Consider the following 26,743-nt stretch of genomic DNA (forward strand, 5'->3'; position numbering starts at 1 on the left):
CTGTTCCGTCCGTGGAGGCGTTTCAGCGGGAGAGCGCGCCGGGCGCGGCGTGCTCGGCCGCCGCGCCCGGGAGGGCGTCGAGGAGCGCGGTGAGGGCGGCCCGGTGGCGGGCGGCGAGCGCGCGCACCGTGGCCTCTTCGTGCAGGGCGCTGGAGTACCACCACTCGACGCGCAGGGTCGCGTCGTCGGTGGTGGCGATCACCTCGACCAGGTGCGGGCGGACCCAGTGCGGGGCCGTGATGTCGCCGACCGGTTCCGGTGCCATGTCCGGCAGGAGGGTGCCCAGCGGCAGGGAGTCCGCTTCGTCGCCCTCGAAGTCGAAGGAGACGTCGCTGGGCGGGGCGGCCCGGAGCGCGGCGGCGACCCGCGGCCGGCCGTGCCGGGCGAGTGCGCCGTGGCCCACGCCGCCGCCCGGCAGGGCCGCGAGGTGGCCCACGGTCCGGGCGAGGCGTTCGGCGGGCGTGCCCGGTGCCAGGTCGAGGCGGACCGGGACGGTGGTGGTGAACCAGCCGGTGGTGCGGGCCAGCCGGGTGTCGCCGACGGTCTCCTCGCGGCCGTGGCGCAGGACGTCGACGCGGACGGCTTCCTCGTGGAGCCGTTCGGCCAGCGTCTCGCCGAGGGCGTGCAGGACGAGGTCACCGGGGTGGGCGCGGTGGGCGCGGGCGGCCGTGTGGAGGCGGGTGGTGAGGCCGGCGGGGAACTCCTCGCGGTGGGTGGCGGCGGTGGCCGCGGTGTTCGCGGCCCGGGGGTCGCCCACCGGGTGGTCCGGGGGGAGGGCGGCGGGGGTGCGGGCGACCTCGGTCCACCACTCGGCCTCGGCCTCCGCCTCGGGGGTGCGGGCGTGGGCGGCGAGGGCCTGGGCCCACTCCGGGTACGAGGTGCCCTCCGCCGGCCACACGTCGTGGCGGCCCGCTTCGAGAGCCGTGTACACCTCCTCCAGGTCCGCGAGGAGCACGGACCACGACACCATGTCGATCGCGAGCTGGTGCACGGCGACCAGCAGCCGGCCCGGGCGGCCGGGCCCCGCGTCGAAGTGGACGAACCGGGCGACCCGGCCGGCCCGCGGGTCCAGGGAGCGCTGCTCGACCTCGCACCGCAGAGTGACCGCGGCGGTGCGTTCGGCGTCGGTGAGTTCGCGGATGTCGACGGTGTCGAGCAGGTCGCCGAGGGCCGTTCCGGGCGGACCGTCGGCCGCCAGGGCCGCGGCGTGCTGCCGGGGCCGCCGGGCGGGCCGCTCCTCGACGGCCAGCCGCAGCGACGCGTGCCCGGCGACGAGGCGCCGGACGGCCTCGGCGAACAGCTCGGGGTCGATGCCGGGCCGGGTGGTGAACAGCATGGCCTGGTTCCAGTGGCCGAGGTCCGCGGGCTGCTCCTCCCACGCCTGTTCCTGGGACGGTGTCAGGGCGACCGGGCCGTGTGCGGCGCCGGGCGGGGCGGCCTCGCCGCCGCCGCGGCGGGCGGCCCGCCCGGCGACGAGCTCGGCGAGGCGCGCCGTCGTCAGCTCCGGGTCGAACAGCTCCCGCAGTTGCAGCCGTACGCCGAACCCGGCCTCGATGCGGCGGGCGGCGCGGATCAGGTCGAGGGAGTCCACACCGAGGTCGCGCAGCGGCGCGTCGAGGTCCGGGTCCGTGGCCAGCACCGCTTCCGCGAGCCAGTCCGCGAGCCGGGCGCGCACTGCCCCGGCGGCCGGGGCGGGTGGGGCGCCTGGGGTGTCCGCGGCGGGTGGGGTGCCCGGGCGCGCGGGGTCGGGCGCCGGGACCGCCCCGGCGGTCTCCGGCCGGGTCGGGGCGGTCACGAGCCGGCCTCCCCGGTCCCGGCGGTGGCACGGCGTATCAGGAAGGGGCCCAGGGCGAGGGCGTCCAGGGGCAGCCGGTGGAAGGTGGCGAGGGCGTCCTGGGGGCTGCACACCACCGGCTCGTCACGGCCGTTGAAGGAGGTGTTCATGATGACGGCGGTGCCCGTGTGCCGGCCGACCTCGCCGATGAGGCGGTGGTAGAGCGGGTCGACGGCGGCCGACACGGTCTGCGGGCGGGTGGTGCGGTCGCTGTGGACGACGGCGGGCATGGCCGCGGCGCCGGCCGCGGTGACCGGAGTCGTGACGATCATGTACGGCAACGGGGTGGAAGTGCCTATGAGGGCCTCGGCAGCCTCCTCCTGCATGCTCGGGGCGAACGGGCGCCACGCCTCCCGGTCCTTGATGCGGACGTTGACCCGGTCGCGGGTGGACTCGGGGTCGGGCACGGCGACCAGGCTGCGGTGGCCCAGGGCGCGGGGCCCGCTCTCGGCGCGGCCCTGGAACCAGCCCGAGACCCCGCCCCCGGCGAGCACCCCGGCGGTGGCGGCGGCGATGTCCGCGGGTTCGGTGTAGGCGGTTCCGGAGGCGTCCAGGGCGCGGCGAATCTCGTCGGGGGTCCACTGCGGGCCCCAGGCGACGGACCCGTTCATGGGCTGGATACGGTCGCCCTCCCGCGCCGCGACCCAGACCGCGGCACCGAGCGAGACGCCCTGGTCGCCCGCGAGGGGCTGTATGAAGAGGTCCCGGACCTCGGGCATGCGCATGATCTTGCCGTTCAGGGTGGCGTTGAAGCCGACACCGCCCGCGATCAGCAGCGTCGTCTCGCCGGTCTCCCGGAGCAGGCCGCGGACCAGGCCCATGACGGCCTGTTCCAGGGCGGCCTGCGCGGTGGCCGCGATGTCGCGGTACTCGAAGGGGTCCCGGTCGGTGACCTTCGTGAAGCGGCGGGTGCGGGGGTCGAAGCGGCGCGTGGAACGGTTCGGGGCGTCGGGAAGGGCCTTCTCCAGGTGCTCCAGCCAGTGCCGGATGGTGGCGCTCTCCTCGTCCGTGGTGCCCGTGGAGCGCAGGCCGGGCGGGACGACGCCGATGGTGAAGTCCTCGTCGGTGAAGCCGAACGCGCCGCCGAACGTGAGGTCGCCGGGGGTGCCGTAGGAGGCCAGGCCCATCATCTTTCCGGCGTTGTCGGAGCCGAGACCGGCGTACTCGCAGACGGCGGCGTAGAAGTAGCCCAGCGACCAGCCGGGGGGGTACGCGCGCAGGGTCTTGATCGCGCCGTCGATGCCGACCGCCAGGGTGGTGCTCTCGTTCTCGCCCTGGCCGTCCAGGACCAGGATCGCGCCGCGGTCGCGCCCGGACAGGTGGTAGGCGCTGGCGGCGTGGGCGATGTGGTGGTTGACGAAGGTCAGCCGGGGGTCGCGGGTGCGCGGGAACAGTTTTCTGGGCAACAGGTGCTCCAGGGCGTCCGCGTCGCCGGCGAACCAGTCCAGGGCGCGGTCCGCGAAGAGCGTGGGAAGGTCCCACCCGTGGGCGACGACGTCGATGTCGTCCAGGGTGAGACCTCCCTCCGCGAGGCAGTACGCGGCGGCGTTCAGCGGCGCTTCCCCGTAGGCGTGCTTGTTACGGGTGAAGCGTTCCTCCTCGGCCAGGGCGACGACTTCGCCGTCCACGACGAGGCAGGCAGCACCGTCATGACTGGCCCCGGGCCAGCCGTTGACTCCGAGCACACGCATGGTCAGTCCCCAAGGGTCGGTCGGGCTCTTCCGGCTCCGCCTCGGGCTCATAGGGCGCTCGGCGTCCGGTCACGCCAACCGATCTTGTCTGCCTGCCGAGTTGTACACGACCTGTGAAGTTGTGCGGAGATCCGCGGCGAATATCGCGGAGGCCGCCTTGAGGACCTCGTTGGTGTGCCGGAGTTCCTCGACCTCGTTGCGCAGCCGGTCCAGTTCGGCCCGTTCGTCGGCGGCCAGCGCGTCCGCGCCGGCCCGGCCGGGGGCCCGGTCCGGGGCGGTCGGCAGGGCCGGCGCGGGCCGGGCCGGGCGGGCTGCGGAGGCGTCCCGGAGGAGGCCGCGCGCGCCCTCGCCTCGCGTGTCCCGTGCGGGGCTTCGGCCCTGGTCCCGCTGTTCCGGGGCCGGGCGGCGGGCCTGGTCCCGCGGCGGGGCGCCGCGGTGCCCAGGGCCCGGCCGCGCGGGGACCGGGCCGGTGTGCCCCGGCTGGCCGCGCGCGAAGGTGGAGCCTCTGTCCTCCAGTTCGTGCCCGAGGCCGTACCAGCGGCGCGTCCACAGCTCCGGGTCGCCGCCGCACGCGGCTATGTAGGCAAGGGTCACTTTCAGGGAGGGTCTGTGCAGGCCACGGGCGGCTTCGGAGAGAGTGGCCACCGAGTAGTGGGCACGCTTCGCCATGATCCGGTAAGAGGGATTTCCGGCTCGTTTCCGCAGACAACGCAGTTCGTGGGCGAAGTTCTCCAGTGGTCCGGCTGTGGGGTCCAGTAACCGTTCTGGCCTGGGCATTCTTCTCCCCTGGTGATCGATTGTGTAGGACGGAACGCGCGTTCCTCCGAGACGTACAACACGATCGGCATATACGGCCCGGTGGGATAATCAGTTGAAAACTCAACAGGAGGAAGGTAAAATCTCCTTATGGGATCTCCCCCATTGGTACATCCTATTTGACATGTCGATCAAGTCGATGTCTGGGATATCCAGCCACTGCCAGGGTGTGAGTTGTCTGATTCCTGACGGGCTCCTGTATCCCACTTCCAACGTCTGCCGGTGGTTTCCGGTTCCTGCTGTACGACAACAGGTTGTACGGATTCCGTCCGTCCCGCGCCCCGCGCCCCGCACAACTTCCCCTCGTGTACAACGCCGCCGCTCTGCAAGATCGAGTCCTGTCAGGCGATACGGCCGAACCGAGCGGGATGGGGTGGCGGGTTGGTGGAAGAAGCACGCAGCCAGACGGAATCAGCAGCGCTAGAGGGCGTCTACGAGTACCGCAGCCGTCCGCTCGTCGAACCGGACTGGCGGCGCTTTCCCGGGTGGCGCGATGTCACCGAAGCCGAGTGGGCGGACCCCCAGTGGCAGCGCGCGCACTGTGTGAAGGACGCGAAAGGACTGCGCGCCGTCGTGGGCGACCTGCTCGACGAGGGTTTCTACGAGGACCTGGAGCGGGACCGGCTGCGACGCGCCACGATGTCGGTGCTGCTGCCGCCCCAGATGGTCAACACGATGGCCCCCGAGGCGCCGACGGCCCGTTCGGGTGAACTGACCAAAGCTTTCTACGACGACCCGGTGCGCCGCTACATGCTGCCGGTGTTCTCCGACCGGCACCCGCACTGGCCCTCACACCCGATGGCCAGCCGCGACTCCCTGCACGAGCAGGACATGTGGGTGGTGGAGGGACTCACCCACCGCTACCCCACCAAGGTGCTCGCGGAACTGCTGTCGACCTGCCCCCAGTACTGCGGGCACTGCACGCGCATGGACCTGGTCGGGAACTCGACCCCCCAGGTCACCAAGAACAAACTCACGCTCAAGCCGACCGACCGGGCCGACCGTATCCTCGCCCACCTCCGCTCCTCGCCCGGTATCCGGGACGTGGTCGTCTCCGGCGGTGACCTGGCCAACATGCCCTGGCCACGGCTGGAACGCTTCATCGACGGCCTGCTGGCCATCGACTCGATCCGCGACATCCGGCTCGCCAGCAAGGGCCTGATCGGCATCCCCCAGCACTGGAACTCCCCTCCCGTGCTGGAGGGCGTCGCCCGCATCGCCCGCACGGCCCGCTCACGGGGCGTGCGGGTCGCCCTGCACACCCACGCCAACGCCGCCCAGCAGGTCACGCCCGGCGTGGCGCGGGCCGCGTGGGCGCTGCTGGGCGCCGGTCTGCACGACGTGCGCAACCAGGGCGTACTGATGCGCGGGGTCAACGACAGCGCGCACGACCTGCTCGACCTGTGCTTCGCGCTCACCGACCACGCGGGGATCACCCCGTACTACTTCTACATGTGCGACATGATCCCGAACGCGGAGCACTGGCGGGTCCCGCTGCACCGGGCCCAGCTGATCCAGCGCCAGATCATGGGTTACCTGCCCGGCTTCTCCACTCCGCGCATCGTGTGCGACGTCCCGATGGCCGGCAAGCGCTGGGTGGACCAGACCGACTCCTACGACCGCCAGCTCGGCGTCTCGCACTGGAGCAAGAGCTACCTCACCCCGCTGGAAGCCGCGGACCCGGATGCCCGCGGCGGCTCGTACCACTACTACGACCCCATCGACACGCTCCCGCTCTCCGGACAGCGTTGGTGGCGGGAAACCCGTCAGGGGTAGAGAAGGGAAACCCGCACAGCCATGAGCAGTCTCCGTCCCCGGCATGAAGATCCTCCGGTGCTCGAGGAGTGGTACCGCCGGCACCTGGGCCCCGATATCCACGACATCAGCTCCAGCGGCGTCCACCCGTACACCTTCGCCGAGATACGCGACCTGTGCGAGATACCGGCCGCCGACCTCGACGAGATCGTCATGGACGACAGCGTCTCGCAGGGCGGCGCCGGCATCCGCCGGGCCGTCGCCGACCGCTACGCGGACGGCGACGCCGACCGGGTGCTGGTCACCCACGGCTCCAGCGAGGCCATCGCGCTCACCCTGAGCACGCTGCTCCACCCCGGCGACCGGGTCGTCGTCCAGGAAGGCATCTACCACTCGCTGGGGCACTACCCGCGGGCCGCGGGCTGCCGGGTCGTCGAACTGCCGGCGACCTCGATCCGCGACGGCGAGATCGACCCCGGCGCGCTGACGGAGCTGGTCACCCCCGGCACCGCGGCCGTCATCGTCAACTTCCCGCACAACCCCAGTGGCGTCACGCTCTCCCCTCAGGGCCTCAAGGAGCTGACCGAGCGGACCGCCGCCACCGGGGCCGTGCTGGTCTGGGACGCCGCCACCGCCGAGATCGCCCACCGCTGGGACGTCCTGTCCGACCCCGGCGCCGACGGCGGGAACACCGTCTCGTACGGCACCTTCTCCAAGACCTTCGGCCTGCCCGGGCTACGGGTCGGCTGGGCCATCGCGCCGAAGGAACTGCTCACGGCCACCTTCCCGCTGCGCGACCGCACCACCCTCTTCCTCTCCCCGCTCGTCGAACTCGTCGCCGAGCGGGCCATGCGCCACGCCGACGTGCTCATCGGCGCACGGGCCGCCGAAGCCCGGCGCAACCTCGCACACCTGACGGACTGGATGGCCGGGCACGAGGGCCTGGTCCGCTGGACCCCGCCCGAGGGCGGCGTGTGCGCGCTGCCCGTCTTCCCCGAGCTGGAGCGGGCATCCGCCGGACCGGAGGCGGTGGAACGGTTCTGTCTGGAACTGCTCTCCCGCCACCGCACCCTGCTGGTGCCGGGCACGGCCTTCGGCGCGCCGTACGGGGCCCGGCTCGGATTCGGCGGCCCGGAGGAGCCCTTCCGGGCCGGCCTCGCGGGACTGTCGCGGTTCCTGCGGACGCGGGGGACCCCCCGGTGACCGCCGCGACCGGGTCCGACGTGCTCGACCTGTGGGACCGGTCCGCCCGCGAACACGCCGGCGCGCCCGCCCTGATGACCCCGCACCGGGTGCTCACGTACCGGGACGCGGACCGGCTCACCGACGCCTGGGCCGCCGGCCTGGCCGGGCACGGCGCGGCCCCCGGACGCCTGGTCGGCCTGGCCTTCGGCGACCCCGCCCGCACCGTTCTCGGCATGCTGGCGGCCCTGAAGGCCGGGGCGGGCTTCACCGTCCTGGACGACCGGCTCCCGGCCGCCGCCCGGGCCGCGCTCGTCCACCGGACCGCGGCGGCGGTGTGGCTCGGCGACGGCTCCCACGCCCCCGACGGCGCGTACGTACCGGCGGACGACGTACTGGCGGACGGCGGCGCCCGACCGGTACGTCCCGCACCGCGGGCCTCCGGCACGGACGTGGCGTACGTCCTGTTCACCTCCGGTTCCACCGGCCGGCCCAAGGGCACCGTCGTCGAACGGGACGCCCTCGGCCGGTTCGCCGCCGGGGTCGCCGAGCGGCTGGAACTGGCCCCGGGCGACCGCTGGCTGCAAGTGGCCTCGCTCGGCTTCGACGTCATGATCGAGGAGGTGTTCCCGGCCCTCGCCGCCGGCGCGGCCGTCGTGTGCCGCGCCGACACCCGGGCCCTGGACGCCGAGGAACTGCACACCGTCATGGCCCGGACCGGGACCACCGTGGTCGAACTGTCCACCCAGTACTGGATGGAGTACGCCCGCTGGCTCGACACCGGCGACGTCACCACCCCGGCCGCCCTGCGCACCGTGGTGGTCGGCGGCGAACGGATGGACCCCCGGCCCTACCGGGCGTGGCAGGCCCGGCAGCCCGCAGCTCTGGCCCATGTGTACGGACTCACCGAATGCACCGTCAGCTCGACCTTCTACACCGGGCTGCTGCCGTCCGCCGCCGTGGAGGTGCCCCTGGGCACCCCGCTGCGGGACGTGGAGATCAGCGTCCGGCGCGACGGCCGCCCGGTACCGGACGGCGAGAGCGGCGAGATCCACATCGGCGGGCCGCTGCTGGCCCGCGGGTTCCTCGACGACGAGGCCGCCACCGCCCGCCGGTTCGTGCCGGACCCGGTCTCCGCCACCCCCGGCGCCCGCCTGTACGTGACCGGCGACCTGGGGCGCATCGACGCCGACGGGCACCTGGTCTTCCTCGGGCGCGTCGACGACCAGGTGAAGATCCGCGGGTACCGGCTGGAGCCGGCCCGGGTGGAACGCGCCCTGTGCGAGGTGGAGGGCGTGGACCAGGCCGTGGTCTTCCCGGACCCGCAGACCGCGACGGTCCTGTGGGCGTTCACCGTGCCCGCCGGACCGCAGGCCGCGCCGCTGCCCGGCGAAGCGGTACACCTGACCGGCGCCGACCGGGACGCGCTGGTCACCCCGCTGGAGGCACAGCTGCCCGACTGGGCGGTGCCACGGATGCTGTACCGGGTCGCCGTCCTGCCGAAGAACCCGCACGGCAAGATCGACAAGCGGCTGCTGGCCACCTGGGCAGCAGCAGCGGCCGTGGCCGGCCCGGCCACGCCCGCGACCCCGGCCGCGGGGCATCCGGACGCGGCGGGGGAACCCCTGCGCACGGTGCTGGGCCTCTTCCGCGAGGTCCTGGGCGCCCCTGGCCTCGGCCCCGACGACAACTTCTTCGACCATGGCGGGCAGTCCCTGCTCGCCATGCGGCTGCTCGCCCGGCTGCGGGAGTCCTTCCCCGCCGCCACGGGGCTGCGCGCGAGCGCGCTGTTCGCCGCCCCGACCCCCCGGCTGCTGGCCGAAACCCTGGCCACCCGCGGGCCCGCCCCCCTCTGACCGGCCGGCACCCCGATCACCCGGAGGCCCGCCGCCACCTGGCGGACCGGCCCGTACCCCCGGCCACCGGGCGGGGTTCCCGGCCGGCCCCGCCGACCACCCGTACACCGGCACCACCCGAGGGCCCGCGGTCCAGGCTCCGGCCATCCGCGGGCGGTAACCATCCCGACCATTCAGCGAGAGTTGGCATGTCGAACCTCACCGACCAGTCCACGCCCGGCTACACCCTCACGGCCGACGAGGCATCCGCCACCGCGGAACTTGGCTTCGAACTGGCCGCCACCTACCCGTCCTTCGGTGACCCCGCCCTCCTGCGCGACCTGCCGCGGCTCGCGGCCCGGCTCCCGGAGGGCGTCCAGCACTTCCTGCGCGAGTTCAAGCTGGCCGACCGTCACGGTCACACCGTGATCCGGGGACACGCATTCGACCAGCGGCGCATCGGCCCCACCCCGGACCACTGGCGCGGCCGCACCCGGCCGGGCCCGGAGTTCCCCGAGGAACTGCTGCTGATGCTGTACTCGGCGCTGCTCGGCGAGCCCTTCGGGTGGGCCACCCAGCAGGACGGCCACCTGGTGCACGACATCTTCCCGATCCGCCAGCACGAGAACGACCAGCTCGGCATGGGCAGCGCCGAGTTGCTGACCTGGCACACCGAGGACGCCTTCCACCCCCACCGCAGCGACTACCTGATCCTCGGCGCGCTGCGCAACCCCGACCACGTCCCCACCACCGTCGGCGAGCTGGACCTGTCCTCGCTGTCCGTCGAGGACGTCGAGATCCTCTTCGAGCCGCGGTTCTGCATCGCCCCCGACGAGTCGCACCTGCCGAAGAACAACACGATCACCTCCGAGGCGGAGGCGGCCCGCTTCGCCGCCATCCAGAAGATGCTCGACGAGCGGCCCCTGGGCCCGCTCCTCTACGGCTCCCGCCAGGACCCGTACATGCGCCTCGACCCGTACTTCACCTCCGTGCCGCAGGACGACGCCGACGCCCGGCGCGCCTACGACGCGCTGTTCAAGGTGATGGACGCCGGGATACGGGAGGTCGTCGCGGACCAGGGCGACGTGCTGTTCATCGACAACCACCGCGCGGTGCACGGCCGGCTCCCGTTCCGGGCCCGCTACGACGGCACCGACCGCTGGCTGAAGCGGGTGTGCGTCACGTCCGACCTGCGACGCTCCCGCGAGATGCGGGCCACGGCCGAGACCCGGCTGCTGGGCTGACGCGCCCGTGTCCGTGTCCGTCCTCACCCTCACCGATCTGTCCCGCGACCCGTGGCTGCTGCCCGGGGTGGACGCCCTGATCGGCGCCAACATGCCCGCGTTCATGAGCTGGGAGTCCCCCGGCAACTGGCGCTGGCACGGCATGTACGACCGCTACCCCGCCCACCAGCTGTGCCTGCTGGACGGGGACGGGCGCCTGGTGGCGGCGGCCAACGGGCTGCCGGTCCGCTGGGACGGCCTCGCCCTGTCGCTGCCCTCCGGCAGCGACGGGGTACTGGTGGAGGCCGTCGACCACGACCCGCCCGGACGGCCTGACGCCGTGTGCATGCTGTCGGTGTCCGTGGACCCCGCCCACCGGGCGGCCGGCCATGCCGAGCGGCTGCTCACCGAGGTCCGGCGGCGCGCCGCCGGAACCGCCCCCCGCGGTGTGATCATCCCGGTCCGGCCCACCCGCAAGCCCCGCTACCCGCTGATCCCGATCGCCGAGTACGCGGCCTGGCGCCGGCCCGACGGCCGCTGCTTCGACCCGTGGCTGCGCACCCACCTCGAACTCGGGGCCCGTCAGCTCGGCATCGCCGAACACTCGCTGGTGATCCGTCAGCCGGTGCCCCGCTGGGAGGAGTTCCTCGGCCACCCGCTGCCGGGCCCGGGTGACCACCCGCTGCCCGGCGGCCTCGTCCCGCTGCGCGTCACCGAAGACGGCCACGGCACGTACGCCGAGCCGAACGTGTGGGTCCACCACCCGGCCGCCCCCGCCCCGTGACCGCCCGCCCGGACGAGGTTTCCCCCTTCGACCTCCCCTTCCGACGAACTCTGGAGAGACCATGACTGCCGTACGCCTCGCGATCGTCGGGTGCGGCGCCGCCGCCCGCGGTTGCCACCTGCCCGCACTGCCCCTGCTCAAGGGCGACGTGCGGCTGACCGCGCTCGTCGACCACGACCCGCGCCAGGCCGAGGCCGCGCTCGCCCTCTACCGCGAGCTCGGGGGCGCCGGCGCCGACCAGGTGGTGACAGCCGCCGACGCGGCCGAGGTCGCCGACGCCTTCGACGCCGCCGTCGTGGTCGCCCCGCACACCCTGCACGCGCCGATCGTCGAGGCGCTGCTGGCCGCGGGCAAGCACGTGCTGCTGGAGAAGCCGATGACCACCTCGGTCGAGGACGCCCGGCGCCTGGCCGCCACCGCCGCCCGCGACGGCGCCCCGGTGCTGGCCATGGCCCACCCGCGGCGCCTGTTCCCCGCCTACGCCTGGGTCAAGCGGCTCATCGACGGCGGTGACCTCGGCGACGTGCTGCGCGTCGACTGGGCGGAGGGCCACCCGTACGCGCACGAACCGGTCTCCTGGTCGATGTTCGACCGGCGTCTCGCCGGCGGCGGTGTCCTCACCGACACCGCCTCGCACGTCTTCGACACCCTGCTGTGGTGGCTCGGGCCCGAGGTGCGGGTCGTCCGCGCCGAGGACAACTCCCTCGGCGGGGTGGAGACCGATGCCACCGTCCACCTGAGCTTCGGCTCCGTCGACGCGTACTGCGACTTCAGCCGCCTCCGTGACCTCGGCATCTCCTGCAAGGTCACCGGAACCAAGGCGACCGTCACCATCGGCACCGACTTCCCGGCGGGGGAGTGTACCCTGACCGGCGCCGACGGCGAGGAACTGCACCGCGGCGACGTGGACGCCGTCGCCCCCGCCCAGGACGAGTGGGAGCTGCTCTTCACCGAACAGCTCGCCAACTTCGCCGCCGCCGTCCGCGCCAGTGCCCCCGCCCACTCCACCCCCGAGGACGGCGTCCGCGTCGTCGAGCTGATCCAGGAGTGCTACGGCGGGCCCGCCCGCGAGCGGTCCGCCCAGCCGTGGACCACGCGGGGCCCCGGAGCCGACGGCGGTGGCGGCCTCCCGGTGCTCGCCGGCCGCACCGTCGCGGTGACCGGCGCGAGCGGCTTCATCGGCGGCCGGACCGTGGAACGGCTCGTCCTCGGCACCGGGGCCCGGGTCCGGCCGGTCGTCCGCGGCTTCGGCCGGGCCGCCCGGCTGTCCGTCCTGCCCCAGGACCGGATCGAGTTCCGGCAGGGCGACCTGCTGGACACCGACTCGCTGCGGGCGGCGTTCGAGGGCTGCGACACCGTCGTGCACTGCGGGTTCGGCAGCTCCGGCGACGAGGCGGAGCGCTGGGCGGCCTCCGTCGAGGGCACCGCGAACGTCCTGGCCGCGGCCCGCGCCGCCGGCGTGCGCCGCGTGGTGCACCTCAGCACCGTCGACGTCTACGACCCGGCCGTCTCCGGCTCCCTGACCGAGGACTCCCCGGCCCGCCCCGCCGATCCCGCCGACCGCGAGTACGAGCAGCAGAAACTCGCCGCCGAACGACTCGTCCTCGACGCCCACGCCCACGACGGTGGCCCCGAGACGGTCGTGCTCCAGCCGGGCGTGGTCTACGGACCGTCGGGCGGCCAGTGGACGACCGCCCAGCTGCGCCGCCCCGAGGGCCACTTCGCGCACCTCCCTGCGGGCACCGGCGGCGGTGTCTGCAACGCCGTGCACGTGGACGACCTGGCCGACGCCGTGCTCCTGGCCGTGGACACCGAGGCCGCGGCCGGCGAGCGGTTCCTCGTCGGCCATGCCGAGGAACTGCGCTGGGGCACCTTCTTCGACGCGATCCGCGCCCTGCGCGCCCTGGGCGCCCCCACCGCGGACGGCGCGGGGGAGCCGGTCGAGGAGTGGGAGCTGGACCTGTACCGCTCCACCGCCCGCGCCGACTACGACAAGGCCCGCCGGATACTCGGCTTCACGGCCCGCGTCCCGTTCACCGAGGGCATCGCCCTGACCGGGCAGTGGGCCGACTGGGCCGGGGAACTTCCGGGAGCCCGGGCATGACCGCCGTCACCGACGTCCTGGTCGTCGCCCCGCACCCCGACGACGACGTCATCGGCTGCGGAGGGTCCATCGCCAAACACGTCCGCGACGGCGCCCGCGTGAGCGTCGTCATCGTCATCGGCCGTGAGCGCAGCGCCCTCGACGACGCGGTCACCGACGCCGAGTTCACCGCCGAGACGGAGGCCGCCGCCAAGGCCCTCGGCGTGCACCGCTGCATCCGCTTCGACGAGCCGTCGCGGGACTTCGCCCTCAGCCGCCGGGTCCACCTGGACCTCGTACGGGTACTGCGCGAGGTGCGCCCGCAGGTGGTCTACCTGCCGCACGACAACGATGACGACGTCGAGCACCGCATGGTCCACCAGCTGACCACCGAGGCGCTGTGGATGGCGCAGTCGGAGTTCTTCCAGGAAGCGGGCGCGCGGCCGATGCCCCCGCCCCGGCTGGTGCTCGGGTACGAGGTGTGGGCGCCGATGGCCCGGTTCCAGTACGCCGAGGACATCGATGGCCAGATCGAGACCAAGGTCGAGGCGATGCGCGCGTACGTCTCCCAGCTGCGGCACGCCGCCTGGGACGAGGGCATCCGGGGCCTGGCCCGCTACCGGGGCGCCGTCACGACCGGCTCCGGGCACGCGGAGGTGTTCCAGGTGCTGAGCCTGGCCGGACCGGCACCCGGGGCACGGGTCGCCGTCGCCCCGGCGGGAGGCGGCCGTGACTGACCGGCTCCTGGTCTGCGGGATCGGCTCCGGCATGGACCACTCGCTGGCCGAACTGCGCTCCCCCCGCCGCGAGCTCGTGGTGGCCACCGGCCGGCCGACCGGCCGGGTCCGGGCGGCGGCGGACCTGCTGCTGGAGTGCGACCCGGACGACGCCGTCGCCGTCCTCGCCGCGCTCGCGGCGGCGGGCGTCGACCGGATCGACGGGGTGTTCTCGCTGGGCGCGGACAACCCGCCGGTGATCAGCACCCTCGCACAGCGCTTCGGCTGCCCGGGGCTGCCCCTGGAGACCGCGCTCGGCTGCACGCTCAAGGACCGGCGGCTGGCGGTCCTGCGCGGGGCCGGACTGGACCTGCCCCGGTTCACGACCGCCGAGAGTGTCGGCGAGGCGGTGCGGGCGGTCGCCGGCATCGGCCTGCCGGCGGTCATCAAACCCAGCGACCAGACCGGTTCGCTGGGCGTGCTGAAGGTGGAGTCCGCCGACCGGGTGCGCCCCCTGGCGCGGGAGGCACTGCGGCTCAGCCCCGGTGGCCGCATCGTGATCGAGGAGTTCCTGGAAGGTACGGAGCACACCCTCGCCGCGTTCATGGCCGACGGCGAACTGCACCGCTTCGGGTTCGCGGACCGCGAGTACGGGCGCAAGGAGGAGTTCGCCCCGCACTTCTTCGAGGGCGGCGACACCCTGCCGAGCCTGCTGAACGCCGAACAGATCGAGGAGGTCACCGACACGGTGCGGCGCGGGGCACGCGCCCTGCGCCTGGACCCGGCGGTGATCAACACCGACATCCTGCGCACCCACGACGGCCGGGTGATCCTCCTGGAGATCACCGGCCGGCTGACCGGTGCCCGGATCGCCACCGAGGTGATGCGGCTGGCGACCGGGGTGGACCCGCTGCCCAACGTGGTCCGCCTGGCCCTGGGGCAGCCCCTGGACCTCACCGAACTGGAGCCCCGGTACGACCGGGCGGCGGTACAGCGGTTCCTGCCGGCGGACGGCGGGGTGGTCGAGTGGGCCGGCGACCCGCGCGACGCCGCCCGCCGGGCCGGGGTGCACGACGTGTTCTGGGGCCTCGACCTGGCCCCCGGCACCGTGTTGCCGTCCTACCGCGGCGGCGCCGACGTCCTGGCCGGGGTGATCGCTCACGCGGCGGAACCGGCCGAGGCCGAGGCCATCGCCGAACGCACCCTGCGCACCCTGCCCCTGCGACTGAAGACACCGGCCTGATGACCGCACCCCGACCCCCGGGCGCGGGCCGTCCGGCCCGCGCCCGGGGGGCACGCCGTACGGACACCGACGGCACGACCACGAACGGCACGACCGAGACAAGGGAGAACGGGATGGCCACCGCCCCGGTGGACGAGACCGCGGTCGACAAGGGCATCGCCCGGACCAGCGTGATCATCGCTCTGCGCGACGATCTGCGGATCGCCGACTGCATCGCCTCGATCGACGAGGACGTGGAGATCGTCCTCGCGCTCAACGGCCCCAGCGACGCGGTACTGAAGCTGATCGCCGGACACCCCCGGCCGCTGACGGTCACCGAGATCGAGGACGTCGGCAACCTGGGCGCCGCCTACAACGCGGGAGCCGTCGCCACCGACCGCCAGTACCTGCTGCTGATGGACTCCGACTGCACCTTCGCCCCGGGCGTGGTCCGCGCCATGGTCCGCGCCGTGCTCACCGCCCCGGTGGTCAAGGGGCAGGTCGTGTACGGGGAGTCGGACGGAACCCTCAGCAAACTGACCGCCCGGGTGAGGGAGTTCGACGAGGGGGACTACGTCAGCGCGCTGTCCCCGCCACTGATCTACAACCGCGACATCGTCGACCACATCGGCGGATACCACTTCGACGAGCTGATCCACTGGTGCGAGGACCGGGAGTTCGACTTCCGGCTCCAGCTGGCGGGCATCCCCGTGGTGTACCTGCCGGAGGCCCGGATCTTCCACGACGCCCAGCACGGCTTCGCCAACATGCGCAGCTACTTCCGCTACGGCGTCGGCGAGGGCATCGCCCAGGAGACCGGCGTGTTCACCACACCGGCCGTGCCCGTGGTGTGGCGGGTGTTCGAGGCGTCGCGGACGCTGGTGCACTGCGCCCGCGACAAGGGCGTCGGCGCGGCGGCCTACTACGCCCTGCTGAAGGCGGCCTTCCACGTCGGTACCGCGCACCACCTGCTCAACGACCCGTACGCGGTGCGCGAGCGCTACCCGGCGGCGGCCAAGCGGGCCCGGATGGTCCGCTCGATCCCGCAGCACAGCACCGAACTGACCGGCGCCCAGGCGCGGCGGCTGCGGCGGGCGCACTGGGAGGCGGGCCGGCGGATCGAGAAGGTGGCCGACCTGTCGGTCTTCCACCCCGACGCCGCCGGCCCGGGCCCCGCGCCGGCGTCAGCCGCCGGCGAGGCGCGGCAGCAGCAGGCGTGAGGGATGGCCGCCGCCGTGGTGGACGGTGTGGTGTGCGAGGACCGGCGGATGCACGTCGAAGCGCGGCGCGTTGCTCGACGCGACCTCGACGCGGACGCGGTGACCCGCGCGGAACACGTGCCCGACGGCGCCCAGCCGCACGGTGACCTCGACGGGCCCGCCGGGGGCGGCCGGCCCGTCCGCCCCCGCCGCGGGCCCCAGGCGGCGGATGCCGTCGCACAGCAGCTCCGCCCGGCCGCCCGGGTGGACGTCGACGAGCTTGCCCGTCACGTCCGCGCCCGCGGCGTCCGGGGTGACGTACACCGTCAGCACGGTGTCCCCGACCACGGTCAGCGGGGCGGCGAGCGGCTCGCCGGTGAAGCACAGCACATCGGCGCGCCGCTCCACCTCCCGCTGGTCGAGCGGCCCGCAGTCGCCGCCGGTGAACTGGCCGGGCAACGCGGTCGCGCCGCCGGTGGTGGGCACCGGGTCGGCCGGATCGTGCCGGAGCCGGTCGGCCCCGGCCGCCACCGGGGCGGGGCCGGGCGTCAGACGCCTGCCGTCGAGGTGCAGGAGGAGCTCCCCGGTGCCGGGGACCGGCCAGTCGGGGAAGGCGCGCCACGTGTCGGCGCCGGTGACGAACAGCCGCACCGGTTCTGGTTCCGGCGCGCCGCCCCGGCCCCGGAGATGCCGGTCGAAATGGTCCAGGTGGAGGCCGGTGACATCGAGCCGGTCTTCGTCCGCGGCCAGCCCGTAACGGCGCTGCGGGAATATTCCGCCGGTCACGCAGTGGGACCACGGCCCGACCACCAGACGGGAATCTGTTCCGCATTCCCGAATTCCCCGGTAATTCTCCAGGGCGCCGGCCAGGAATATGTCGTACCAGCCCGTCAGGTGGAGTGCGGGGACATCGATCCCCGCATACGCGTCGCGGGGTGCGGCGCGCCGCCAGTACGGGTGGCCGCCGGGGTGCTCGCGCCACTGCCGCCAGTACGGGGCCAGCCGGTCCAGCAGCTCCGAGGCGGCCTCCGGGTCACGGTACAGCTCGTCGATCCGGTCCACGGAGCCGGCCACCTCGGCGAGATCGGCCCCCTCCAGGCCGGCCCCGTCGAGCAGCAGGTCGTACAGCACCCAGTACAGGACGAACCCCAGCTGGAAGGCGCCGCCCTGGCGGGTCCAGCCCTCGTCGAAGCCGGAGCCGGCGACGTGCGGGACGACCGCGCCCAGCCCGGGCGGCCGCTCGGCCGCCGCGAGCAGCGCCGCCATCGCCTCGTACGAGCGGCCGAACAGACCGGCCGAGCCGTCGCACCACGGCCGGCCGACCGCCCAGGCCACGGTGTCCGCGCCGTCCGCCGCCTCGTTCCAGTACGGCTCGAAGGCGCCGCCGGAGGCGAACCGGCCGCGTACGTCCTGCACCAGCAGCGCGTACCCGGCGCGCACCAGCCGCAGCCCGTCGACGGAGGCGCCGCCCGGGGAGCCCGATTTTCCGTAGGGGGTTCGGCGCACCAGCACCGGTACCGGATCTGCCGTTTCGGGACGGTAGAGGTCGGCACTCAATAGTGTGCCGTCCCGCACGGGTATTTTCACGTCATGTTCCACCACGATGCGCACCCGCCCATATTCCAACAGGACGAGGACGATCACAATGCAGTCCGCCGGAATTGCTTTCCTGGAACCCTTCTTCGCGACGGCGCGCGCCGACCCGGCCCGCCCCGCCGTCGTCGACAACGGGCTCGCCGTCGGTTACGGCACCCTCGCCGCGTGGGTGCTGGAAGTGGCCGCCGCCGTCGCCCCGCGCACCGGGCCGCCGCAGCCGCCCGTGGGGATCGTCGTGCACCACTCGGCCCGGGACGTGGCGGCCGTCCTGGGCGTGCTCGCGGCGGGCCGCGCGTACGTGCCGCTGGAGGCCGGCCACCCGGCGGCGCGACTGGAGGCGGTCCTGGCCCGGCTCGGGGTCCTTGAGGCCGTCGCGACCGCGGACACCGGCTGGCAGCCGCCCGTCGCGACGGTGCACCGCCCCCGCTGGACGCCCGCCCCGGTGACACCCCCGCGGGCGGCCGTCCACCCCGACTCCGGCGTCCGGCCCGAGGACCCGGCGTACGTGCTGTTCACCTCGGGGTCCACCGGCGAGCCCAAGGGCGTCGTGGTGCCGCACCGGGCACCGGCCGCCGTGGTGCCGACGCTGCGCGCCCTGTACGGCGTCGGACCGGGCGAGACCGTGCTGCACTTCCACGGCGCGGGCGGCGACACCAGCCTGGAGGAGATCCTCCCGGCCCTGACCGGCGGCGCCACCCTCGTCATCGACGACGCGGCGCGCGAGGGCTTCGCCCAGGTCGCCGAGGACCAGCAGGTCACCGTCGCCGTGCTGCCCACCGGTTTCTGGCACAGCCTCGCCGGTGACCTGCTCCACCAGGGCGCGGAGCTGCCAGGCTCCCTGCGCACGGTGGTGATCGGCGGCGAGGCGGTCCGCGCCGACATGCTCCGGCGCTGGCGGCGCCTGGGCGCGTCCGGAGTACGGCTGCTCAACACCTACGGGTCCACCGAGACCGCGCTCGTCACCCACGCCGTGCGGCTGGCCGGCCCGGGCGCCCCCGAACTCCCCGACACCGATGGTGACCTGCCCATCGGACGGCCCCTGCCTCATGTCGGCCAGCGCGTCGACGACACCGGCGAACTGTACGTGTCCGGGCCCGGCCTGGCCCTCGGCTACCACGGCGACCGAGCGGCCACCGACGCCCGGTTCGCCGAGCGCGACGGCACCCGCTGGTACCGCACCGGTGACCTGGTCTCCGAGACGGCCGACGGCACCCTGGTCTTCCGGGGCCGGTCCGACCACCAGGTCAAGATCCGCGGCCACCGGGTGGACCTGGTCGCCGTGGAGGCCCTCGTCGGCGGCTGCGAGGGGGTGCTGTCCGTCGGGGCGGCCCGGGTGGAGCGGGCCGAGCACAGCACGCTGGCCGCGTTCTTCGTGCCGCTGCCGGACCGCGACCCCGCCGAGGTCGCGGCGGGGATTCGCGCCCTGCTGGAGCGGACCGCGCCCCCGCACATGGTGCCGAGCCTCCTCGTCCCGGTCGCCGAGCTGGAGCGGACACACACGGGCAAGGTGGACCGCGACGCCACCCGGGACCGGCACCTGCCGGCCGCGGGGGCGGCCCGATGAGCGCCGTACCCGCCGCGCGGGCGGCGGCATCCGCCTCGGACGCCGTACCGGGCACGGGCACGGGCACGGCCGGGCTCGCCGCGTACGCGTCCCGGTGCCTGAGCGTGGAACTCGACCTGGCGAGCGCCCGCCCCGACGACAGCGGCTGGGACTTCCGGGTCACCCACATCCTGGCGGCCGACGGAACCCCGTGGATCTTGCGGCAGCCCCGCCGGCCCGAGGCATCCGCCCAACTGGCCGTGGAGGGCGTCGTACTGGCCGCCGTACGCGACCGGGTCCCGGTCCCGGTGCCCGACTGGCGCCTGCACACCCCGGACCTGGTCGCCTACCCCCGCCTGCCCGGCGAGCCGGCCGGCGCCGAGGACCCCGACACCCTGGTCTACGGCTGGTCGACGGACCCGCTCGCCCACCCGGCCCACTACCTGGAGCCGCTCGCCCGCACCCTGGTCGCGGTGCACACCACCGCCCTGGAAGCCTCTGACGGCACCCCGCTCCTCCCCGGCGCGGCGCCGGCCGACCCCGCCGCCGTACGCGCCCGCGTCGCGGACCGGCTCGCGCGGGCCCGGGCCGAGTTCCCGCTGCCCGCCTCCGGGGTCCGGCGCTGGCGGGCATGGCTTGAGGACGACGGCCTGTGGCCGCGCCGGCTGACGCTCGTCCACGGCGACGTGCACCCCGGCCACACCCTCGTGGTCCGCCCGCCGTCCGGCCCGCCCACCCTGTCCGGCCTGCTGGACTGGGCCAACGCCGGCCCGGGAGACCCCGCCGCCGACTTCGTCGACATGCTCTACGCCGGCGGCACCGGCCTCCTCGACCGCCTCCTGGACGCCTACCGGGCAGCCGGCGGCGAGGTCCGCGACGGCATGCGGGCGCACATCCTGGCACGGGCCTCGTTCCTGTGGGTCCACGTGGCACTGCGCGGCCTGGACACCGGCCGCCCCGCCTGGGTGCGCACGGCACTGAGCAGGATGGCGCCGTGAGCGGGCCCACGGACGCGGCGCGGCCCGCGCGGGCGCGGGCGCGGACGACGGGACGCACGCCCGGCGGACTGGCGTACGCCGTGCACGGGACCGGCGGAGCACCGGTGGTGCTGGTCGCCGGAGCGGGCGGCGGCGGGCGCGTCTGGGAGCACCACCAGGTGCCCGCGCTGACCGCGGCCGGACGGCGGGTGGTGACCTTCGACCATCCGGCCGGGGAGCCCGGACCGGCCGGAATCGCCCGCGCGGTACGGGACCTGATGACCGCGCTCGCCCTGCCGCCCTGCCCGCTGGTGGGGCACTCGCTCGGCTCCCTCGCGGTCCAGGAACTGCTCCTGACAGATCCGCACCTGGCGAGCGGCGCGCTGCTCGCCGCGACCCGGGGGCGGCCCGACCCGGTCGGCCGGGCGATGGCGCGCGCCGAGGCCGGGCTCGCCGCCTCGGGAACACGGCTGCCGCCCGCGTACGAGGCCTTCGTCCGCCTCGGACAGAACCTCTCGCCGAGGACACTGGCCGACGAGGGCGCGGTCGAGGAATGGCTCGACCTCTTCGAAATCGCCGCGCTGACCGGAGAATCGGCCATCAGCGTGCCGACCGGACCGGAGCGCGACCGGCTGGCCGACTACGCCCGGATCACCGCCCCGGTGCTGGTGGTGGGCTTCGCCGACGACCAGCTGGTGCCCGCGCCACTGGGCCGGGAGGTCGCCGAGGCGATCCCCGGCGCCCGCTGGACGGCGCTGCCCGACACCGGCCATCTCGGCTTCCTGGAACGGCCCGCCGCCTTCAACACCCTCCTGCTGGACTTCCTCGCCACCCTGGCCCCGACCGACCCTGGAGCAGCTCGTGTCCACTGAAACGGCCCCCACCATCCCCGCGCGCCCCACCACCCTCGCGCCCCCCACCGAGCCCGTCGTGGACGTCGTGCACGTCGGCCAGGACCCGCCCGCGTCCTGGGCCGCGGCCGTGTACCTGTGCGGCCCGACCCCCGTCGACCCGGCGGAGCCCTCGTGGCGCCCGGACGCCGTGGCCGCGCTGCGGGCCGCGTGGACGGGTACGGGAAGGCTGGCGGTGTTCCTGCCCGAGCCGGTCCCCGGCGGCGGCTATCCCGCGTACGAGGACCAGATCGCCTGGGAGGAGGATGCCATGCGCCGCTCGGACGTGATCCTGTTCTGGATACCCAGGGACATGGCCCGGCTGCCCGGCCTGGTCTCGAACATCAAGTGGGGTACCTGGTGCGGGTCCGGCCGAGCCGTGCTCGGCGCACCGCCGGAGGCCGAACGCATGGCGTACCTGCTGTACTTCGCCGGGGCACTGGGGGTGCCCGTGGAACGCACCGTCGAGGGTGCCGCCGCCGCGGCCCTGCGCGCCGTGGGACCGGGGGAGGAACGTACCGGCGGCGAGCGGTCCGTGCCGCTGGCGGTGTGGCGCAGCCGGGAGTTCCGGGCCTGGTACGCCGGTCGCCGCGAGGCCGGCGACCGGCTGCTCGACGCGCGCGTGGACTGGTACGCGCCGGCCGCCGGTCCGGACGGCGCCGCCGCCTGGCTGGTGACCGTCGAGGTCGTGCCGGGCGACGGCTCGGGCCCCGCGGCCCGTCGGCTGCTCGCGGCTCAGGGGCAGGGCATGCTCATGTAGAGCGCCTGTTCGCCTTCCGACTCGGTGCCCTGGTAGAGGACGGTGTCCAGACCGCAGAAGGTGAAGCCCATCCGGCGGTAGGCCCGGATGGCCGGGGCGTTGACGTTGGTGACCTCCAGCCAGAGGTGCCCGGCGCCATGCTCACGCGCGACGTCCACCGCGTGCCCCATCAGGGTGCGGCCCACGCCCCGGCCCCGGTGCTCCGGGGCGACCTCGATGTCCTCGATGGTCAGCCGGCGGTTCCACGGGTGGTAGGAGACGGCGGCGAACCCGGCGAGGCCGCCGGCGGCGTCGATGGCGACGAAGGTGCGGCTGTCGTCCTCCTCACCGTCCTCCTCGTCCTCGTCGCTGCCGTCGTCCTCGGGGAACACCTTGGTCAGGGGCGGGTCCACGGGGACTTCGCGCAGGGCGAAGCCGTCGTCGGTGACGGCCACCCGGAAGACGGTCGAGGTGGTGAAGGACCCGTCGATGGCCCCGATGGCCTCGGCGTCCTCGGGCAGGGCGGCCCGGAACTCGTATGCCGCGCCGACGGTGCCGGGGGTCTGAGAGGTTGTGGTCATGGTGCGAGGTTAAGACCGTCCTGCCGGGACACGACAGGTTTCGGCCGGTCGCGGCACCCCGGCCGGCCCCCGCCCCGCCCGGGGCACCCACCCTCCCGGGGGGCGGGGGGGCCCCAGGCGCTACCCGGGGGCACCCCCCACACCCACCGCCCGCGCGCGCCCCCCGCCCCCCCCCCCCCCCCCCCCCCCCCCCCCCCCCCCCCCCCCACCCCGCCCCCCCCCCCCCCCCCCCCCCCCCCCCCCCCCCTCGCCCTCTGCCGACGGTACACGGGGAGCATCGGTCCGCACCGGTCCGCACCGGCCCACACCCATGTCGACCAGCCAGAACGACGGACGAGGGAGCCGGGTGCGGGGTGCCGGCCCGCGAATGGCCCGGATCTTGGTGCGTGTGGAGACGGCGGGCGCGTGTACCCGGCTCCGGGCCCGGAACCCGTACGGGTGGCCCTACGGGGCTACGCGGGCAGGTGTGCCTCGATCGCGGCGACGAGCTCGGGGGCCTCGGGCTCGGTGCGCGGACGGAAGCGGGCCACGACCTCACCGGCGGGGGAGATCAGGAACTTCTCGAAGTTCCACTGGATGTCCCCCGCCTCGCCCTGCGCGTCCGGGGACTTGACCAGCTCCTGGTAGAGCGGGTGCCGGTGCTCGCCGTTGACCTCGGACTTCGCCAGCATCGGGAAGGTCACACCGAACCCGGCCGCGCAGAAGGTCCCGATCTCCTCGGCGGTGCCGGGCTCCTGCCCGCCGAACTGGTTGCAGGGCACGCCGATGACGGTGAAGCCCTTGGCCTCGTACTGCGACTGCAACCGGGCCAGGCCCGCGTACTGCGGGGTGAGCCCGCACTGCGAGGCGGTGTTCACGACCAGGATCGCCTTGCCCTTGTGGGCCGCGAGGCTGGTGGACTCGTCGGCCAGCGTGGTCAGCGGGATGTCGTACAGGCTCATCGGGAAATCTCCTCAGCAGGACAGGCAGGACAGGCAGGACAGGCAGGACAGGCAGGACAGGCAGGACAGGCAGGGCGGAAAGGAAGCAGGACAGAGGAACAGGACAGAGGGACAGGGCAGGACGCCGAGCCTAGGACCCCCGGCCGACGAGTTCGTCCGCCGGGTCGTTGACCGGTTGGGGAGTGCCCGTGAGGTCCATGACGAAGAGCGGTATGCCCAGGGCGTCCGCGCGGGTGCGGGCGTCCTCCGTGTACCCGGCGAGCGCGAAGTAGACGCTGGTCGCGGAGGCGGTGAGCCCGTTCAGCCAGACGCACTCCACCGCCCGCAGCCCGGCCGGAGCGGTGGTCGGGTCCACCTGCGCCACCAGCCCGGGTGCCCGTAGGTCCACCGCCGCCGCAGGGGCCGGGCGGGCCTCGGGCGGGTGTACGTCCTCGAACCCGAGCCAGCGCAGGTACAGCGCGGCGGCGGTCACGGCGTCCCGGGCGGTACGGATCGTCACCGGCCGGAAGTCCGGCCGGGGTGTCGGCCGGGGCGCCGGTACGGCCTGCCCGGGGCGCGGGTGTGGGTGCGGGGGCGTGCCGGAGGGCGGCGGGGCGCTCCGGCCGCCGTCGGCCGCGTCGGCGCGCGGCCCGGAGCCTCCCGGCGGCGGGCCCTGCGGTTCCAGCGGGTGGACCGGGATCAGCACCACCGTCCCGCAGGAGCCGCATCCCAGCTCGGGGTGCGGCCACTCGCTCTCCCGCGCGCAGGCCGCGCACCGCACCGCCACCCAACTCCCCGACCAGGTCCGGTGGGTCAGTGTCAGGGGTGGCGCCGTCAGGTCGAGCGGAGGCACGACCGGGCTCCCGCAGGCGCACGGGAAGACCGGCGCGGTGTAGTTGCTCTCGCGCAGGCAGGCCGGGCAGCGCACCGGTACCGCTTCCGCCATGAGATCTGGACCCCCTTCGTCGCTGTGCGTAGGTCCATGCTCCACCACCCGCCACCGCTGGGGTGACCGTGTCCGTGTTCTCCCGGTCTGACGCCAGCCGGCCCTTGGCCGGCCCTCGATCGGCCCACAGCGGACCCACAGCGGACCCACAGCGGACCCGCAGTGGTCCCACAGCGGGCTCTCGGCCGCCCCGGCGATGACGTCGGCGGTGTCGGCGGGGCCCGTGGCGACGGCTTCCGCGTGCCGGGTCCGGGGTCTGCGGCTTCCGGGCCCCGGGTCCGCCCTTGACGGCTGGCGGCAGGAGAGCCGAGACTGAGCTTGTTCCGCATAGCAGAACAAAGTTTCCGCATGATGGAAGAATCTGGTCGTCGGACCCGCAGGAGACCTCGATGCCTCGAATGACAGCAGCCGCCGCCGCAGTGGAGATCCTCAAGCGCGAGGGCGTTACGCACGCGTTCGGCGTCCCCGGCGCCGCGATCAACCCCTTCTACCGGGAGCTCAAGAACGTCGGTGGCATCACGCACACGCTGGCCCGCCACGTCGAGGGCGCCTCGCACATGGCGGAGGGGTACACCCGGGCCGCCGCGGGCAACATCGGCGTCTGCGTCGGCACGTCCGGCCCCGCCGGCACGGACATGATCACCGGGCTCTACTCGGCCATCGCGGACTCGATCCCGATCCTCTGCATCACCGGTCAGGCCCCGGTCGCCAAGCTCCACAAGGAGGACTTCCAGGCCGTCGACATCGCCTCGATCGCCAGGCCGGTCACCAAGGCCGCGACCACGGTCCTGGAAGCCGCGCAGGTCCCGGGCGTCCTCCAGCAGGCGTTCCACCTGATGCGCTCGGGCCGCCCCGGACCGGTCCTCGTCGACCTGCCCATCGACGTCCAGCTCACCGAGATCGAGTTCGACCCGCTGACCTACGAACCGCTCCCGGTCCACAAGCCGCGGGCGACCCGCGCCCAGGCGGCCAAGGCCCTGCGGTTCCTGCTGGAGTCCGAGCGCCCGCTGATCGTCGCCGGGGGCGGGATCATTAACGCCGACGCCTGCGAACTGCTGGTCGAGTTCGCCGAACTGACGGGCACCCCGGTCGTCCCGACCCTGATGGGCTGGGGCGCCATCGGTGACGACCACGAGCTGAACGCGGGGATGGTCGGGCTCCAGACCTCGCACCGCTACGGCAACGAGAACCTGCTCGCCTCGGACTTCGTCCTCGGCATCGGCAACCGGTGGGCCAACCGCCACACCGGCGACCTCGACGTCTACACCAAGGGCCGCACCTTCGTCCACATCGACATCGAACCCACCCAGATCGGCAGGATCTTCGCCCCGGACTACGGCTTCGCCTCCGACGCCGGGGCCGCCCTGGAACTCCTGGTCGAACTCGCCCGGGAGACCGGGGCGCGGGGCGGGCTGCCCGACCGCACCGTCTGGGCCGCCGAGACGCAGCACCGCCGGGCGACCCTCCAGCGCCGCACCCACTTCGACGACATCCCCATGAAGCCGCAGCGCGTCTACGAGGAGATGAACAGGGCCTTCGGCCCGGAGACCCGCTACGTCACCACCATCGGCCTCTCCCAGATCGCCGGCGCGCAGATGCTGCACGTCTTCCGGCCGCGCCACTGGATCAACTGCGGTCAGGCCGGGCCGCTCGGCTGGACCATCCCGGCCGCGATCGGCGTCGCCACCGCCGACCCGACCACCCCCGTCGTCGCGCTCTCCGGCGACTACGACTTCCAGTTCATGCTGGAGGAACTGGCCGTCGGGGCGCAGCACCGCATTCCGTACGTCCACGTCCTCGTCAACAACGCCTACCTCGGCCTGATCCGCCAGGCCCAGCGCAACCTGGACATCAACTTCCAGGTCAACCTGGAGTTCGAGAACATCAACTCACCGGAGCTGGGCGTCTACGGCGTCGACCACGTCAAGGTGGTCGAGGGGCTGGGCTGCAAGGCCATCCGCGTGACCGACCCGAACGAGCTCGGGGCCGCCCTGGAGGAGGCCAAGAAGCTCGCCGCGGAGTTCCGGGTGCCGGTCGTGGTCGAGGCGATCCTGGAGCGGGTCACCAACATCTCGATGGGCGGCGCGGGGATCGACGCCATCAACGAGTGGGAGGAGCTGGCGACCGAGCCGGGACACGCCCCGACCTCGATCCGCCCGCTCTCCGTCTGACCCGCCGGGCACCCGAGCCCCCGTACTCGACGGCCCCGTA

21 protein-coding genes are annotated in these 26,743 nt (G+C 74.1%); 14 read left to right on the top strand and 7 right to left on the bottom strand.

Features of this window, described 5'->3' with window-relative positions; all coding sequences use genetic code 11:
* Positions 1-22 precede the first annotated feature (22 nt).
* The 3 genes from ACIA5F_RS26285 to ACIA5F_RS26295 form a co-directional block, all read right to left on the bottom strand.
* Positions 23-1,795, bottom strand: a complete 1,773-nt coding sequence (locus ACIA5F_RS26285) for a condensation domain-containing protein (RefSeq protein ID WP_399357025.1) — start codon at positions 1,793-1,795, stop codon at positions 23-25.
* On the bottom strand, positions 1,792-3,525 hold the full coding sequence (locus ACIA5F_RS26290) for a carbamoyltransferase (protein ID WP_399357027.1): 1,734 nt from the start codon (positions 3,523-3,525) through the stop codon (positions 1,792-1,794). The genes ACIA5F_RS26285 and ACIA5F_RS26290 overlap by 4 nt, the downstream gene beginning before the upstream one ends.
* Before the next feature lie 69 nt (positions 3,526-3,594).
* A complete protein-coding gene (locus ACIA5F_RS26295) occupies positions 3,595-4,302 on the bottom strand; it encodes a helix-turn-helix domain-containing protein (RefSeq protein WP_399357029.1) in 708 nt (235 codons plus the stop codon).
* Positions 4,303-4,725: 423 nt separating this feature from the next.
* Between ACIA5F_RS26295 and ACIA5F_RS26300 the strand changes: the two genes are divergently transcribed.
* The 9 genes from ACIA5F_RS26300 (at position 4,726) to ACIA5F_RS26340 (ending at position 16,361) form a co-directional block, all read left to right on the top strand.
* Positions 4,726-6,117 carry a KamA family radical SAM protein gene (locus ACIA5F_RS26300; protein WP_399357031.1) on the top strand — a complete coding sequence of 464 codons (1,392 nt, stop codon included), beginning with the start codon at positions 4,726-4,728 and terminating at the stop codon, positions 6,115-6,117.
* Between the two features lie 57 nt (positions 6,118-6,174).
* A complete protein-coding gene (gene vioD / locus ACIA5F_RS26305) occupies positions 6,175-7,299 on the top strand; it encodes a capreomycidine synthase (RefSeq protein ID WP_399357033.1) in 1,125 nt (374 codons plus the stop codon).
* Complete coding sequence (locus tag ACIA5F_RS26310) at positions 7,296-9,134, top strand: amino acid adenylation domain-containing protein (protein WP_399357035.1); 1,839 nt, start codon at positions 7,296-7,298, stop codon at positions 9,132-9,134. Before vioD ends, ACIA5F_RS26310 begins: the two co-directional genes overlap by 4 nt.
* Positions 9,135-9,322: 188 nt before the next feature.
* Positions 9,323-10,357: an arginine beta-hydroxylase, Fe(II)/alpha-ketoglutarate-dependent gene (vioC, locus tag ACIA5F_RS26315; protein ID WP_399357037.1), complete on the top strand. Its 1,035-nt coding sequence runs from the start codon at positions 9,323-9,325 to the stop codon at positions 10,355-10,357.
* Between the two features lie 7 nt (positions 10,358-10,364).
* Positions 10,365-11,120, top strand: a complete 756-nt coding sequence (locus ACIA5F_RS26320; protein WP_399357039.1) for a hypothetical protein — start codon at positions 10,365-10,367, stop codon at positions 11,118-11,120.
* 61 nt (positions 11,121-11,181) lie between these two features.
* On the top strand, positions 11,182-13,224 hold the full coding sequence (locus tag ACIA5F_RS26325; protein ID WP_399357041.1) for an NAD-dependent epimerase/dehydratase family protein: 2,043 nt from the start codon (positions 11,182-11,184) through the stop codon (positions 13,222-13,224).
* Entirely contained in the window at positions 13,221-13,940 is a 720-nt protein-coding gene (locus ACIA5F_RS26330; RefSeq protein WP_399357043.1) for a PIG-L deacetylase family protein, read from the top strand. Before ACIA5F_RS26325 ends, ACIA5F_RS26330 begins: the two co-directional genes overlap by 4 nt.
* Positions 13,933-15,162, top strand: a complete 1,230-nt coding sequence (locus ACIA5F_RS26335) for an acetyl-CoA carboxylase biotin carboxylase subunit family protein (protein ID WP_399357045.1) — start codon at positions 13,933-13,935, stop codon at positions 15,160-15,162. Before ACIA5F_RS26330 ends, ACIA5F_RS26335 begins: the two co-directional genes overlap by 8 nt.
* A gap of 113 nt (positions 15,163-15,275) precedes the next feature.
* Entirely contained in the window at positions 15,276-16,361 is a 1,086-nt protein-coding gene (locus ACIA5F_RS26340; protein WP_399357047.1) for a glycosyltransferase family 2 protein, read from the top strand.
* Here ACIA5F_RS26340 and ACIA5F_RS26345 read toward each other — a convergent pair.
* Entirely contained in the window at positions 16,326-17,927 is a 1,602-nt protein-coding gene (locus ACIA5F_RS26345; protein ID WP_399357049.1) for a CocE/NonD family hydrolase, read from the bottom strand. The two genes, ACIA5F_RS26340 and ACIA5F_RS26345, sit on opposite strands and share 36 nt — an antisense overlap.
* A gap of 58 nt (positions 17,928-17,985) precedes the next feature.
* On the opposite strand from ACIA5F_RS26345, the gene ACIA5F_RS26350 reads away from it, so the two are divergent.
* Genes ACIA5F_RS26350 through ACIA5F_RS26365 form a run of 4 tightly spaced genes read left to right on the top strand, consistent with a single transcriptional unit; the run spans position 17,986 to position 22,106 of the window.
* Positions 17,986-19,500, top strand: a complete 1,515-nt coding sequence (locus tag ACIA5F_RS26350; protein ID WP_399357051.1) for an AMP-binding protein — start codon at positions 17,986-17,988, stop codon at positions 19,498-19,500.
* The gene (locus tag ACIA5F_RS26355) at positions 19,497-20,477 is read left to right on the top strand and encodes a macrolide 2'-phosphotransferase (protein ID WP_399357053.1); all 981 of its coding nucleotides are present in this window, start codon (positions 19,497-19,499) and stop codon (positions 20,475-20,477) included. Before ACIA5F_RS26350 ends, ACIA5F_RS26355 begins: the two co-directional genes overlap by 4 nt.
* Positions 20,474-21,328, top strand: coding sequence for an alpha/beta fold hydrolase (locus ACIA5F_RS26360; protein ID WP_399357055.1), 855 nt, complete (start codon positions 20,474-20,476; stop codon positions 21,326-21,328). The genes ACIA5F_RS26355 and ACIA5F_RS26360 overlap by 4 nt, the downstream gene beginning before the upstream one ends.
* On the top strand, positions 21,318-22,106 hold the full coding sequence (locus ACIA5F_RS26365) for a nucleoside 2-deoxyribosyltransferase domain-containing protein (protein ID WP_399357057.1): 789 nt from the start codon (positions 21,318-21,320) through the stop codon (positions 22,104-22,106). Before ACIA5F_RS26360 ends, ACIA5F_RS26365 begins: the two co-directional genes overlap by 11 nt.
* Here ACIA5F_RS26365 and ACIA5F_RS26370 read toward each other — a convergent pair.
* From ACIA5F_RS26370 to ACIA5F_RS26380, 3 genes are all read right to left on the bottom strand, one after another.
* Positions 22,082-22,666, bottom strand: a complete 585-nt coding sequence (locus tag ACIA5F_RS26370) for a GNAT family N-acetyltransferase (protein WP_399357059.1) — start codon at positions 22,664-22,666, stop codon at positions 22,082-22,084. The two genes, ACIA5F_RS26365 and ACIA5F_RS26370, sit on opposite strands and share 25 nt — an antisense overlap.
* A gap of 452 nt (positions 22,667-23,118) precedes the next feature.
* Positions 23,119-23,607 (bottom strand): glutathione peroxidase, encoded by a 489-nt coding sequence (locus tag ACIA5F_RS26375; protein WP_399357061.1) that lies wholly within the window; start codon positions 23,605-23,607, stop codon positions 23,119-23,121.
* 130 nt (positions 23,608-23,737) lie between these two features.
* Entirely contained in the window at positions 23,738-24,532 is a 795-nt protein-coding gene (locus ACIA5F_RS26380) for a hypothetical protein (RefSeq protein WP_399357063.1), read from the bottom strand.
* Positions 24,533-24,921: 389 nt separating this feature from the next.
* Between ACIA5F_RS26380 and gcl the strand changes: the two genes are divergently transcribed.
* Positions 24,922-26,703 (top strand): glyoxylate carboligase, encoded by a 1,782-nt coding sequence (gene gcl, locus ACIA5F_RS26385; RefSeq protein WP_399357065.1) that lies wholly within the window; start codon positions 24,922-24,924, stop codon positions 26,701-26,703.
* Positions 26,704-26,743: the final 40 nt, after the last annotated feature.

The sequence above is a fragment of the Streptomyces sp. NPDC051567 genome (assembly GCF_044454165.1).
Taxonomy (GTDB): Bacteria; Actinomycetota; Actinomycetes; order Streptomycetales; family Streptomycetaceae; genus Streptomyces.